A 12,549-nucleotide genomic window follows, 5' to 3' on the forward strand; every position below is an offset into this window, starting at 1 on the left:
CCATGCAATTCCCCGAATCCTGGCTGCGCGCCTTCTGCAACCCCGATCTCACCAGCCAACAGCTGGCCGACACCTTGACCATGGCTGGGCTGGAGGTGGAGGAGCTTCATCCGGTCGCTCCGCCGTTTTCCCGCGTGGTCGTGGGGCAGATCTTGTCGGCCGAGCAGCACCCCAACGCCGATCGCCTGCGCGTGTGCCAGGTGGACGTCGGGCAGGGAGCGCCGCTGACCATCGTCTGTGGCGCGCCCAACGCGCGCGCGGGCATCAAGGTGCCGTGCGCGCTGGTCGGTGCCGAGTTGCCTCCGGGCGAGGATGGCAAGCCTTTTCTCATCAAGCTGGGCAAGCTGCGCGGCGTGGAAAGCCAGGGCATGTTGTGCTCCGCGCGCGAGCTCAAGCTCTCGGAAGACCACGGCGGCCTGCTGGAGCTGCCCGGCGACGCGGTGGTGGGGCGTGATATCCGCGAGCAGCTCGCGCTCGACGACATGCTGTTCACGCTCAAGCTCACGCCCAACCTGGCGCACTGCCTGAGCGTCCATGGCATCGCGCGGGAGGTGGCGGCCATCACCGGCGCGCCGCTGCTGTCGCCCAGTTTCCCGGCGGTGCCGGTGGCGGTGGCCGACGTGCTGCCGGTGGCGGTGCAGGCGCCGGACCTGTGCGGCCGCTTCACCGGTCGCGTGGTGCGCGGCGTCAATCCGCGGGCGGCCACGCCGGACTGGATGGTTCAGCGGTTGGCGCGGTGTGGCCAACGCAGCGTGTCGCCGCTGGTGGACATCTCCAACTACGTGATGTTCGAGCTGGGACGCCCGTCGCACATTTTTGACCTCGACAAGATCCACGGCGGCCTGCAGGTGCGCTGGGGGCGTGAGGGCGAGTCGCTCAAGCTGCTCAACGGCAACACCGTGACCGTCGATGCGGGCGTGGGCGTGATCGCCGACGACCACGCGGTCGAGTCGCTGGCCGGCATCATGGGCGGCGACGCCACCGCCGTGTCCGACGACACCGCGAACATCTACATCGAGGCGGCTTTCTGGTGGCCCAAGTCGATCGCCGGGCGCTCGCGCCGCTACCACTTCAGCACCGACGCGGGCCACCGGTTCGAGCGCGGCGTGGACCCGTCGACCACCCGGGAGCACGTCGAGCGGATCACCGAGCTGGTGCTGTCGATCTGCGGCGGACAGGCCGGACCGCTGGACGATCATGTGGTGCAACTGCCCGAGCGGCGACCGGTGAGCTTGCGCGTCTCCCGCGCGGCCAAGGTGATCGGCATGCCGGTGACGGCGGCCGAGGCGACCGCAGCCCTCGAACGCCTGGGTCTGGGCGTGCAAGTCAGCGGCGACGTGCTGACCGTGGAGCCGCCGCCGTACCGCTTCGACCTGCAAATCGAGGAAGACCTCATTGAAGAGGTGGCGCGCCTGATCGGCTTCGATCGGCTGCCCCACACGCCGCCGCTGGCGCCGGTCACCGCGCGGGTGCGTCCCGAGTCTCAGCGCGGCCCCTTCGCCGTGCGGCGTCAACTGGCCCAGCTCGGGTACCAGGAAACCATCAACTTCAGCTTCGTGGAAGCCCGGTGGGAGCACGAACTGGCGGGCAATGCCGACCCGATCAAGCTGCTCAACCCGATCGCCAGCCAGATGAGCGTGATGCGCTCGTCGCTGGTGGGCAGCCTCGTGGCGGTGCTCAAGTTCAACCTCGACCGCCGCGCGGAGCGCGTGCGGCTGTTTGAACTCGGCCGCGTGTTCCGCAAGGACCCGTCGGTGACCGACAGCGACACCACCGTGGCCGGTTTCGACCAGCCGCGTCGCGTGGCGGGTCTGGCTTATGGCCCCGCGGCGCCGGTGCAGTGGGGCGTGGCCGGTCGTCCGGTGGACTTCTTCGACGTGAAGGCCGATGTTGAAGCGCTGCTGGCGCCCCGACGCGCCGAATTCCGGCCAGCCGAGCATCCGGCGCTTCATCCGGGCCGCTGCGCCGCGGTGTATCTCGACGGCCGCTGCATCGGCCATGTGGGTGAGCTGCATCCGCGTTGGCGCCAGTCGTACGACCTGGCCAGCGCGCCGGTCCTGTTCGAGCTGGAGCTCGACGCCGTGTTGCACCGGCCCGTGCCGGTGTTTGCCGGTGTCAGCCGCCACCAGCCGGTCGAGCGCGACCTCGCGCTGGTGGTGGCCGACAGCGTGACCCACGACGCGGTCATTGCGGCCATCCACGCCGCCGGCCAGACCTGGCTTCGCGACGCCCACCTGTTCGACGTCTACCGCCCGAAGCAGGGCGCGCCCGCGGGCGGCCTGGCGCCCGATGAAAAGAGCCTGGCCGTGCGGCTGGTGCTCAACCGCGACGACGCTACACTGACCGACGCGGACATCGACACCACGGTGCAGGCCATCCTGGCCAGTCTGCAGCAGCGGGTCCAGGCCCGCCTGCGCGCCTGAGCACCCGGCGCACGCCAACGCCCCATCCCGACCCCGGAGCCGCCATGGAACTCGCTGTCGAAAGCCTGGAAACCCCCGCGCTGACCAAGGCCCAGCTGGCCGAACTGCTGTTCGACCAGATCGGGCTGAACAAGCGCGAGTCCAAGGACATGATCGACGCCTTCTTCGACCTGATCACCGACAGCCTAGTCAACGGCACCGACGTCAAGATTTCGGGTTTCGGTAACTTCCAGATCCGCACCAAGGCCCCGCGCCCGGGACGCAACCCGCGGACCGGCGAACCGGTGGCCATCGAAGCCCGCCGCGTCGTCACCTTCCACGCCAGCCCGAAACTCAAGGAACAGGTCCAGGCGGCCGCCGGCGGCGCCTGACCTGGCTTCGACCGCCCAGCCGTCCCGGACCGCCCGGCGCCCGCCTGTCGGCCACCGGGGTGGGTGGGTGTCTGTTTTTCCACGCACGCGCCGCCCGCCGTGACCGCCGTCGCGCGAGTTAGAGTAAATTTCAAGGTTCGGTGAGAACCGCCTTGATTTACATGGAAAAACCGCTCCCTCCCATCCCGGCGAAACGCTACTTCACGATCGGTGAAGTCGGGGAGCTGTGCGGCGTGAAGCCGCACGTGTTGCGCTATTGGGAGCAGGAATTCACCCAGCTGCGGCCGATGAAGCGCCGCGGCAACCGCCGCTACTACCAGCACCACGAGGTGCTGATGATCCGCCGCATCCGCGAGCTGCTGTACGACCAGGGCTTCACCATCAGCGGCGCGCGTAACAAGCTGCAGGAACTCGCCCAGGCGGAGCGTGAGCGCCGCCGCCAGGACGAGGAGGGCGACGACACCGGCATCGAGGTCATTGAGCTCGACGACCTGCCCGACGACGCCGACACCGGGGTGATCACCGCCACGGCGCCCGCTGCATCCTCCGCGCCGCCCAGCGCCCGCCCGACGTCCACCGAGGTGGTGCCCGCGGCCGATCTGCGCCGCGAACTGCTCGAAATCCGCGAACTCCTGCGCCTGCCGGGCTAAAGCCCGAGCTGGGCCGGCTATAATGCGAGGCTTGTCGGCGTGTAGCGCAGCCTGGTAGCGCACTTGCATGGGGTGCAAGGGGTCGCGAGTTCGAATCCCGCCACGCCGACCATTTCTTCCGAAAGCCCGCAACCGAAAGGTTGCGGGCTTTTTCGTTGGCGGGCTGCGCGGGGCTTCGGCGACGACGAGGCCCCGGCGGCGGAGCTCACCGCTCGCCGACCCGCGCTGAGCCCCCTTCGTGTGAAGTATTCGGCAACCTGACTGGCTTGAGATGCCTCATCTTTGCGGTACGCTAAACCGCAAACCTCGGCAATGTCGCTTTACCTTGGGGGAATGTTCATGCGCGTTCGCGCTCTGGCGGGTGCTGTCGCCTGCACCTTGTGCTTGATCTCTTCCGGCGTCTCCGCGCAGATGACCATCGTCGTCGAGGACACGGCCAAGGAGGCGGTGGGCGGGCGTCTGGCTTTTGCCATCAAGGAGCGGATCCGGCGGTCCGTTGGCTTTGAGCTGGTGGGCGCGCGGGCGGATGCCCTGTTCAGGTTCTCCCTGGTGACGCTCGACGACAAGTCCGGCTATTCCACGGTGTACTCGGCGGTGTTCTCCGCCTGGCAGCCCGAGACCGGCACGTGGACGTACCTGCACAACCTGGTGGGCACGTGCGGCACCAACCGCATCGCGGAGTGCGCCGATGGGCTGGTGGCCGACGCCGACAAGACGGCCGAGGAGCCTCGGGCGTACTACCGGGCGTACTTCAAGAACCGCGAGAAGAAATAGCGGCCTCTGTCTGCGCACCTGGCCGGACACCGGACAACGGCCGGTCTGGACTGCCGACAGGGGTGCTGGCCGCCCGCAGCGGCCAATGCCGTGGCGACGACGGGCGCGCGACGGTTTCGGGCCCACCCGGGACGCTCGCGGCTGGCGCGTCGATGCCCACGGCGCTCTCTCGGGGCGCTTGTCGCCGTCGGTACCCCACGGTCGCGACGTCACCGTCCGTACGTCACCGTCCGTACGTCACCGTCAGTACGTCACCGTCAGTACGTCACCGTCAGCACAAGCTGGTCGGCGTAGCCGCCCGGTGGCACGTTCTGGCCGCCAGGGATGCGGCCGTAGAGGGTGTGGACGCGGTTGCCGGGCAGGCAGACGAGGCCCAGCAGGCTGGTGCTGACCCGGCCGGCCACCGGCGGGCCCAGTTCGCTGCCGTCGCCCCATGGCTGGCTGCGCGCAGGATCGCTGTGCAGGGTGTAGGGCAGGGTAGCGGTGCCAGCACGCAGGTGGCGGTGACCGCCGGCGGGGCTGAGGCCCGCCGACAGGCTCAGGCTGTAGCTGACCTGACAGCCGAGCAGCAGGTAAGCGGGCGTGCATTGGACCTGCACGGTGGCGCTGCTGTCCACGCGAGGTCCATGGGGCGCGGCGTAAGGGCCGAAGGCCAGCGGGGTGGCGGTGACCTGACAGGTTTGTGCGTCTGCCGGCCACGGCAGGCAGGCGGCCAATGCCAGCAGGCGAATCCACGGTGACCGGTTCATGGCGGGACCTCGTGGCAGGTGAGCGGGCCGACGGTGGGTTGCGGGTCGTCCGACGGGGGCGTCACCCCGTCGATGCGGCAGGCGCCGTCGGGGGTTTCGACGATCAGGGAGCCCGCGGGCGCGGCGCCACCGGGCAGGGCGCTGCCTTCGGTGGGATGGAGGTTGTTGAGAAACACCCAGCCGCCGGCCGCGAAGCGGGCGCCGGGCAGGCGTCGGCCGGTCCTGTCCGCGAGCCAGCTGCCGGCCGGGACGGGTCGGCCGTCGGCGAGGCGCACCTGCAGCAGCGCCGCGCGCGCGCGGCGAACCGGCAGGCGGGCCGCCACCACGGACTCGCCGGGCGGGCGCAGCCGCCATTCGTGGGCGGGCACGACGGCGTCGATGGGCAGGCGGTCGGCGTCGATCCCGATCACGTTGTCCTCCCACGGCCGCAGCCCGTGGAGCCACGCTCCGCCGTGGGCGTCTGTCACCGCCACGGGACGGCGGTTGAGCCAGACCGGTATGCCGGGCAGGCCGTCGAGCTCGACGCGGGCCGTCGCCGCCTCGCCCAGAGATCGACCCGTCACCGCCTGATCGCCCAGCCACAACCAGCCACCCTGCCACGAGGCGCGGGCGGCGGTGCCCGTCGGGCCCAGTCGGGAGGCCTGCAGTTCCAGGCGACCGTGGTCGTTCAACCAGCTCCATCCCAACGCCGCGCGCCCCGGGCGGCTGCCGGCCTGCAGGCGCCAGCCGCTGCCGCCGGCTTCCGGTTCGGCACGCTGGGCCTGCACCGCCAGGTCGGGCTGAGCGCCGGCCTGCACGCGCACGGCAACGCTGGTGTCGCGCTCCAGCGGCCGGCTGAACAGCAGCGCGAGGTCCCAGCGTCCGCCGCGCTGCAGCGCGGTGATGCCGAGCTGGCCGCGGTCGCCGGCGCGGGTGTGCAGCGCGGCGGTCCATACCCGCTGGGGGCCGCCGGACGCAGTGCGCTGCCACACATGACCCACGGTGGCGCCCGTGCCGCCCCACCGCGCTCCGCCGAACACGCTCACCCGCTGCCGGGGCGGTCGGCTGCCGTCGACGTGGCGCAGGGCCGGGCTCGACGCCTCGGCACTGACCGCCAGGTGGTGGTCGGGCGCGAGCCGTTCCCAGCCGAGGCGTGCCCCCAGCCCGCGCCCGTCGGGGCTGCGGCCGACGGAAGTCTGCAGGCTCAGCACGCCCAGGCCGCCCGGTACCCAGTGGACACCGGCGTGCAGGTTGCGAACCGCGCTGCCGGCTTCCACGCGCGCCAGGGCGGTCAGCGAGTCGGACACGCCCCAGCGCCCGCCCCAGGCCGCCAGGCGGCCGCGGTAGCGGTCTGCGGGCAGACCGTAGTCCACGCGCAGCCGCCCGAGTTCCAGGCAGTGCTCGCGCAGCCCCGGTCGCAGCAGGCGCGGGCTGACGTAGTACGGCACGGTCATCACCCGCTCCACCCCCTGGGCGTCGCGCTGGATCAGGCGCAGGTCGCCGGCGCCGGTGGGCACTGGCAGCTGGTCGAACTCGAACACGCCGGGCGATACCGTCGACTCGCCCATCGACTGCCCATTGACCAGCAGGTCGATGGCGCTGGGGACCACGGCGCTGCCGCGCACCGCGGGCAAGGGGTGGATCACGCGGTCGGGCTGCAGGCCGTGGTCGGTGTGCACCTGCAGCCCGCCCAGCCGCACCACCGGCGCCAGAGCCCCGCCGCAGCTCAGCGTGTCGCCCACCGTGCTGCGCCGCAGGCGGGCGGGATCGGCGTGGCGCAGCGCGGTGTCCAGCCGCTGCTGCCGTGGCTCGCCGGGGTAGGCGCGTTGGTGCCGCCAGAGCACGGTGTGCCGCAGGACGAGGCCAGGCGCGGTGCCGACCAGGCGCCAGTCGGTGAGGGTGCTCGACCGGGTCCCGCCGCCGTCGCGGTCGATCTGCACGCTGTAATCCAGGGCCAGTCCCGGCGTGTTGCGGGCCGGCAGCGCGGGGATGTCGTCCCGCGGGCTGGTCCAGGCTTCGCGGCGCTCGCCCCAGTCGGCCGCGTCGAGCGTGAGTTGCAGGGACTGGCTGGCCGGCTCCAGCCGGGGCCGCCACGCGCCGAGGTCGTGGTGCGGTTCGCCGTCCAGGGGGATGGGTGGGCTCGGTGGCCGCAGGCGCCAGCGGACCAGGGTGGAGGCCGGGATGAACCAGCGATCGCCGACCTGCAGGACCACACTGGCCTCGCCCAGCGGCTCGCCGTTGAGCCGCACGTCGACCACGCGCGGCGTGGGCTGCGGCGAGGGCGGCTCAGCCTGCGCTGCGGCCGGGCCGCCGCAGACCCACCCCATCACCAGCACCACGCCCACCGCCCGCCGCGCCAGCCCCGGCCGGGCCGCCCCGCCGGGCCACGCCTGGCGCCGCGGGTCAGTCGGCGTGGACCGCATCGACGCGCCCGCGCCAGGGGCCGACGTCGGTGTCGGCGTCCACGCTGAGCGCACGCCCGACCCAGGCCGCCGGCAGCACCCAGCGACACCGACCGCCCGCCAGCGCGTAGCACGGGCCCAGTGTGAGCGGCGCCAGCGCCTCGTCCACGAGCCGCAGGGTGCGCACATGCAGGTGGCGGGCACCGCCGTTGTTGAGCACCAGCGCGCGACCGCCGGGCTCCAGCCGCCACGCGGGTTCCGGCCCGCCCAGACCATCACCCTCGCCGAACACCGGCAGGCTCACCCGCACCAGCATCTGTACCCCGCCCGCTGCGCCGTCGGCCGGCAACGCCACCTGCGACAGCCACAGCCGCCAGGTCCGCTGCCGCCCCGCCGGCAGCGGCCGGCGCAGGCCAACCCGCACCAGCTGCTGTGCACCGGGAGCCAGCTCGAAGATGGGCGGGTTCACGATCAGGTCGGCATCCGGCTCCAGCCGCTCACCGCGCTCGTCCTGCGCCCAGTGCAGGGCCTGCGCCTGAAGCAACACCGGGTGCGGCCCCGGGTTGCTCACCAGCAGCTGCGCGGTGGGTGCGCGTGCGCTGAGCTCGACGCGCACCGGGCGCACCTGGAACGCGTGTGCCGCGGTCATGCCCAGCCACGCGGCCGCCATCCACGCCAGCGCCAGCGCCAGCGCCACACGCACTGCACGACCGGACGGCTGGGTCATGGTGGACTCCCGGCGCCTCAGTACGCGGCCGTGACCGTGATGATGTCGGTATAGGCCCCGGCGGGGGCCACCGCGCTGGCGGCGACCCGCCCATAGACCGTGAAGGTCTGGGCCAGGCCGGTGCCGGTGCTGCTGCGCACGCTCGTCCCGGCGGTGCCGTCGCCCCACAGCGAGGTTCGCGCCGCGTCAAGGTACAGCGCGTAGTCGAGGGTGTCGGCCGCGCTGCTCATGCGCCGGCTGGCCACCGTAGCGCCCGAGCCGGTGCCGGCGTCCAGCGACAGGGTGTAGGGCGTGCCGAGGGTGCAGGTGGCGGTGAAGCTCACGCTGCCGTCGCGCTGCACGCCCGGCGTCACCACGCCGAAGGCCAGCGGGACGCCAGCCACCACCGTGCAGGCCGGCAGCACCGTGGCCGTCACGGTGAAGGTGGCCGTGCTCGTCTGGGCCTGCGACGGGGCCGCCAGCGCCACGACCGCACCGGCCAACCACGCTGCCCCGGTGGACGCCCGGCGCGTGGTCCATCCACGACCTCCGATCCTTGCCGCCATCGCTGTCTCCTTGCATCGGTCGATGCCAGGAAGGTCGGCGGATTCGCGGGGAACTTGCGGGCTTTGTCGCGCGAAGGTGTGACAGAAATCGCCCGGCGGCGGTAAATCCGGCCGCCGGGCGGGGGCGGATCACTGGCCCTGGCCGAGCGCGAAGCCCTGTTCGCCGTCGAAGGTGCAGAGGTTTTCGGTCTTGATGACGTCGATGCCCGCGTCGGTGAGGGCGCCGAGCAGGTCGACGATGGCCCGCGCGGCGACCTGACCGCCGGATTCGCTGGCCACGAAGCGGCAGCGCCAGTGGTCGGTGCAGAAGGTTTCCGGGAAGCCACCGGGCCAGACCTTCACGCCGCGGTTGGTGATCATCTGCAGGCGCAGCGCCGCCGACGGGCGCGACTGCAGGCGGGCGGCCAGCGCGTCGGCGCTGTGGCCGCTGAAATGCACGAACACGTCCACGCCCACCAGGGCTTTGCGAGCCGCGGGGCGGCGCGCGGGGACCGGCGCGGCCCCCGCGGCAGCGGCTGGCGTGGCCGGGACCGCGGGGTTCTGGTACTGCACCGGCTTGAGCTGCGTGGGCAGGCGGCCCAGGCGCTCGATGATCGCGTCGGCGAAATCCATGCTGCCAAACGGGCGGCCCACCCGGCCAGCGCCGGCCAGGTCGGCGGTGAACACGCCGTCTTCCAGCGTGCAAAGCCACGCGTTGTGGATGCGGGTGGCGATGTCGGCCTGGCGGATGTGGACCAGCATCATCACCGCCCCGAGCAGCAGGCCGCTGGGGTTGGCGATCCCCTTGCCCGCGATGTCGGGCGCGCTGCCGTGGATGGCCTCGAACATGGCGACGTGTTCGCCGATGTTGGCGCTGCCGGCCAGCCCCACGCTGCCGGTGAGTTCGGCCGCGATGTCGCTGAGGATGTCGCCGTACAGGTTGGGCGTGACGATCACGTCAAACTGCTCGGGGCGGGTCGCCAGCCGGGCCGCGCCGATGTCGATGATCATGTGATCGGTTTCGATCTCCGGGTATTCGGCGCGAATTTCGTCGAAAACGCGATGGAACAGGCCATCGGTCATCTTCATGATGTTGTCTTTGGTCATGCAGGTGACCTTGCGCCGCCCGTTGGCCCGGGCGTACTCGAAGGCGTAGCGCACGATCTTTTCGCAGCCCGGGCGCGTGATCAGCTTGAGGCACTGGAAGACCTCGTCGGTCTGGCGGTGCTCGATGCCCGCGTACAGGTCTTCCTCGTTCTCGCGCACGATCACCAGGTCCATCTTCGGGTGGCGCGTGGCGACGAAGGGCGCGTAGCTCACGCAAGGGCGCACGTTGGCGTACAGGCCCAGCGTCTTGCGGATCGTCACGTTCAGGCTCTTGTACCCGCCGCCCTGCGGGGTGGTGATGGGGCTCTTGAGGAACACCTTGGTGCGCCGCAGGCTCTCCCAGGCTTCGGGCGCGATGCCGCTGCTGTGGCCGGCGCGGTAGAGCTTCTCGCCGATGTCGATGGTCTCCGGCGCGATGCGGGCGCCGGCGGCGGCCAGCACCTTGAGCGTGGCTTGCATGATTTCGGGGCCGATGCCGTCGCCGTGGGCCACGGTGATGGGCACGGCGGTGGCGGGCGTGGGGTCGGCGGCGGCGAGCAGGGGGGTGGGGGCGTCGCTTTTCATGGTCGTTCGGGGGTGGGTGAGAACGGACCGAAGCGTAGGCGGCTTCACTGATCAAGAAAAATACTTTGTTTGGATGAAAAGCATAGATGTGAGGCTATGCTTCGACGGCCTCCTCCTTCGTTTCATCGCCATGCCCACCCCGCTCAAGCGCCTGTTGCGCATTTCGCCCCAGCAACTGCGGGCCTTCGAAGCCGCGTCGCGGCGCCTGTCGGTCACGCAGGCCGCGCGCGAACTGCATGTGAGCCAGCCCACGGTGAGCGCGCAGCTGCGCCAGCTCGCCGAGCTGGTGGGGGAGCCGTTGTTCGAGCCGCTGGGCCGCGGCGTGCGGCTCACGCCGGTGGGCGAGGCGCTGCGCGACACGGTGGGCGAGATCAGCGACTGCTGGCAGCGCTTTGAAGGCCGGCTGGGCGACCTGCGCGGGCTGCTGCGCGGGCGGCTGCGGATCGCTGCGGTGACCACCGCCGAGTATTTCGTGCCCGACCTGCTGGGGCCGTTCAGCGCCAGCCACCCGGGCGTGGAGATCGACCTGGCGGTGGAAAACCGGGACCGGGTGATCGAGCGCCTGCACCGGCAGGCCGATGACCTGGCGGTGATGATGCTGCCGCCCGACGAGCTGCCGCTGCACAGCCTGCCGTTTCTGGACAACCCGCTGGTGGTGATCGCGCCGCGCGGTCACCCGCTGGCGCAGGCGGGCGCGCCGGTGCCGCTGGCGCGGCTGGCCACCGAGCGCTGGCTGTTGCGCGAGCCCGGCAGCGGCACGCGGCTGGTGGCCGAGAAACACTTCGCCACCCACGGCGTGGCGCCGCGCGTGGCCATGAGCCTGGGCAGCAACGAGGCCCTGAAACACGCGGTCGGCGCGGGTCTGGGGCTGGCCGTGGTGTCGGCCCTGGCGGTGGACGCCGGGCCCGCGCCGGCGGGCGCGGCGCCCTGGGTGCGCTTGCCGGTCGAGGGGTTTCCGATCCAGCGGCAGTGGTCGGTGGTGTGGCGCGCCGATGTGCCGCTGCCGCTGCCGGCGCGCCGTTTCGTCGATTACCTGCAGGCGCGCGCGGCGGCCGGCACGGACCGCGCCGCCACCCCGGCCTGAGTCGCCGCGGTGGGCGGGCGGCGGGGCGACCCCGCGGCGCCGGCCCGCGCCCGCCCACCGCGGCGCGCGGACCTGGGCCCGGGCGGTGTCAGAACCGGTGGCGGATGCCCACCGAGTAGCCGCCGCCGCTGGACAGGCCGTCGACCTTGTCGTTCATCACCACCACGTAGCCCTCGGTGCGGCGCGAGAAGTTGTAGAGGTAGCCCACCGACAGCGTGTTGCGCTCGGCGCCGACGCGCGGGTCGAGGCGGCCGAACTGGGCCACCGCCGCGCCCTTGCCCACCGGCACGCGCACGCCCAGGCCGGTGAGGTCGAAGCGGTTGCCGGTGGTCAGGTTTTTCACCCGGCCCACCTGCAGGAAGCCCCGCGCCACGCCCGCGTCATAGGAAGCGCCGACCTGCGTGGTCTCGGTGTCCTGCACCGCGGCCGCGCCGTCTTTCTTCACGCTCTGGTACACGACCGTGGCCGCCAGCGGACCGCCGCTGTAGCTCAGACCAGCGCTCCAGTTGCCGCCGTTGCCCACGCCCGCGGCGCTTTCCTTGCTGGTCACCGTGGCGCCGAAGCGAAAGCCGCTGATCACCGGACTGCTGTAGGCGATGGAGTCGTTCCAGCCGGTGTCGCCGGTGGTCACGCCCTGGCCGCCGCCGAAGTAGTGGCGGATGCTGGGGGAGTAGCCGAAGGAGTCGCCCAGCGCGTTGAAGGACAGCGTGGCCACGAACAGTTGCGTGGTGGTGCGGCCCAGGTTGATCGTGCCCCACTGCTTGTGCGACAGACCCACCGAGGCGGTGCGGGCGAACATCGGGTCGCCGTTGAAGCGGCCGGTCTCGCCGGTGTCGGCGCGGAAGAAGGCTTCCAGCTTGAACTGCGCGGACAGGCCGCCGCCGAGGTCTTCACTGCCGCCGAAGCCGATGTTGCTGGTGGTGAGCTTGCCGCTGTCCACGCCGGTGACCGAGGCGCCGCCGGGGTTCTTGGTGGCGCCGGCGCTGACGTCGATCAGGCCGTAGACCGACACGTTGCTCTGGGCGTGGGCACCCAGCGCGGCCAGACCCAGCACGGGCGCGGCCAGCCAGCGGCGGGCGCGGCGGTTGTTGTTGTTCATGGTGAGACTCCGTGGTGAAGAACAGAAGGGGGACGGTGTCTGGCCCGGCGGTGGCGCGCGCTGGTGCACGCGATGCACCACAGCCGGGCACGGGGC

General features: G+C 71.7%; 11 protein-coding genes and 1 tRNA gene. 6 read left to right on the forward strand and 6 right to left on the reverse strand.

Annotated features, from left to right (window positions below; translation table 11 throughout):
* Nucleotides 1–2: 2 nt before the first annotated feature.
* From pheT to AC2D80_RS05435, 5 genes are all read left to right on the forward strand, one after another.
* Nucleotides 3–2,423 carry a phenylalanine--tRNA ligase subunit beta gene (pheT, locus tag AC2D80_RS05415; RefSeq protein WP_484631949.1) on the forward strand — a complete coding sequence of 807 codons (2,421 nt, stop codon included), beginning with the start codon at nt 3–5 and terminating at the stop codon, nt 2,421–2,423.
* Nucleotides 2,424–2,467: 44 nt separating this feature from the next.
* On the forward strand, nt 2,468–2,794 hold the full coding sequence (locus tag AC2D80_RS05420; protein WP_484631950.1) for an integration host factor subunit alpha: 327 nt from the start codon (nt 2,468–2,470) through the stop codon (nt 2,792–2,794).
* Between the two features lie 161 nt (nt 2,795–2,955).
* Complete coding sequence (locus tag AC2D80_RS05425) at nt 2,956–3,444, forward strand: MerR family transcriptional regulator (protein ID WP_484631951.1); 489 nt, start codon at nt 2,956–2,958, stop codon at nt 3,442–3,444.
* A gap of 35 nt (nt 3,445–3,479) precedes the next feature.
* A tRNA-Pro gene (locus AC2D80_RS05430) sits at nt 3,480–3,556 on the forward strand.
* A gap of 299 nt (nt 3,557–3,855) precedes the next feature.
* Nucleotides 3,856–4,218 (forward strand): hypothetical protein, encoded by a 363-nt coding sequence (locus AC2D80_RS05435; protein WP_484631952.1) that lies wholly within the window; start codon nt 3,856–3,858, stop codon nt 4,216–4,218.
* Nucleotides 4,219–4,475: 257 nt separating this feature from the next.
* Here the strand turns inward: AC2D80_RS05435 and AC2D80_RS05440 are convergent, their stop codons facing one another.
* The 5 genes from AC2D80_RS05440 to AC2D80_RS05460 form a co-directional block, all read right to left on the reverse strand.
* Nucleotides 4,476–4,967 (reverse strand): Csu type fimbrial protein, encoded by a 492-nt coding sequence (locus AC2D80_RS05440; RefSeq protein WP_484631953.1) that lies wholly within the window; start codon nt 4,965–4,967, stop codon nt 4,476–4,478.
* The gene (locus AC2D80_RS05445; RefSeq protein ID WP_484631954.1) at nt 4,964–7,369 is read right to left on the reverse strand and encodes a fimbria/pilus outer membrane usher protein; all 2,406 of its coding nucleotides are present in this window, start codon (nt 7,367–7,369) and stop codon (nt 4,964–4,966) included. Before AC2D80_RS05445 ends, AC2D80_RS05440 begins: the two co-directional genes overlap by 4 nt.
* Nucleotides 7,350–8,075 carry a fimbrial biogenesis chaperone gene (locus AC2D80_RS05450; RefSeq protein WP_484631955.1) on the reverse strand — a complete coding sequence of 242 codons (726 nt, stop codon included), beginning with the start codon at nt 8,073–8,075 and terminating at the stop codon, nt 7,350–7,352. The genes AC2D80_RS05445 and AC2D80_RS05450 overlap by 20 nt, the downstream gene beginning before the upstream one ends.
* A gap of 17 nt (nt 8,076–8,092) precedes the next feature.
* Entirely contained in the window at nt 8,093–8,620 is a 528-nt protein-coding gene (locus AC2D80_RS05455) for a Csu type fimbrial protein (protein WP_484631956.1), read from the reverse strand.
* Nucleotides 8,621–8,749: 129 nt separating this feature from the next.
* On the reverse strand, nt 8,750–10,270 hold the full coding sequence (locus tag AC2D80_RS05460; protein ID WP_484631957.1) for an NADP-dependent isocitrate dehydrogenase: 1,521 nt from the start codon (nt 10,268–10,270) through the stop codon (nt 8,750–8,752).
* Nucleotides 10,271–10,400: 130 nt separating this feature from the next.
* Here AC2D80_RS05460 and AC2D80_RS05465 point away from each other — a divergent pair, with 130 nt between their 5' ends.
* Nucleotides 10,401–11,354 (forward strand): LysR family transcriptional regulator, encoded by a 954-nt coding sequence (locus AC2D80_RS05465; protein ID WP_484631958.1) that lies wholly within the window; start codon nt 10,401–10,403, stop codon nt 11,352–11,354.
* Nucleotides 11,355–11,442: 88 nt separating this feature from the next.
* Here the strand turns inward: AC2D80_RS05465 and AC2D80_RS05470 are convergent, their stop codons facing one another.
* Complete coding sequence (locus tag AC2D80_RS05470) at nt 11,443–12,453, reverse strand: porin (protein WP_484631959.1); 1,011 nt, start codon at nt 12,451–12,453, stop codon at nt 11,443–11,445.
* Nucleotides 12,454–12,549 lie beyond the last annotated feature (96 nt).

This window comes from Hydrogenophaga sp. T66 (assembly GCF_057219855.1).

Coding starts and splice junctions, on each gene's coding strand:
- AC2D80_RS05435 (WP_484631952.1), top strand. CDS start 3,856: ATGACCATCGTCGTCGAGGACACGGCCAAGGAGGCGGTGGGCGGGCGT.
- AC2D80_RS05450 (WP_484631955.1), bottom strand. CDS start 8,075: ATGACCCAGCCGTCCGGTCGTGCAGTGCGTGTGGCGCTGGCGCTGGCG.
- AC2D80_RS05455 (WP_484631956.1), bottom strand. CDS start 8,620: ATGGCGGCAAGGATCGGAGGTCGTGGATGGACCACGCGCCGGGCGTCC.
- AC2D80_RS05425 (WP_484631951.1), top strand. CDS start 2,956: ATGGAAAAACCGCTCCCTCCCATCCCGGCGAAACGCTACTTCACGATC.
- AC2D80_RS05470 (WP_484631959.1), bottom strand. CDS start 12,453: ATGAACAACAACAACCGCCGCGCCCGCCGCTGGCTGGCCGCGCCCGTG.
- AC2D80_RS05460 (WP_484631957.1), bottom strand. CDS start 10,270: ATGAAAAGCGACGCCCCCACCCCCCTGCTCGCCGCCGCCGACCCCACG.
- AC2D80_RS05445 (WP_484631954.1), bottom strand. CDS start 7,369: ATGCGGTCCACGCCGACTGACCCGCGGCGCCAGGCGTGGCCCGGCGGG.
- AC2D80_RS05440 (WP_484631953.1), bottom strand. CDS start 4,967: ATGAACCGGTCACCGTGGATTCGCCTGCTGGCATTGGCCGCCTGCCTG.
- AC2D80_RS05420 (WP_484631950.1), top strand. CDS start 2,468: ATGGAACTCGCTGTCGAAAGCCTGGAAACCCCCGCGCTGACCAAGGCC.
- AC2D80_RS05465 (WP_484631958.1), top strand. CDS start 10,401: ATGCCCACCCCGCTCAAGCGCCTGTTGCGCATTTCGCCCCAGCAACTG.
- pheT (WP_484631949.1), top strand. CDS start 3: ATGCAATTCCCCGAATCCTGGCTGCGCGCCTTCTGCAACCCCGATCTC.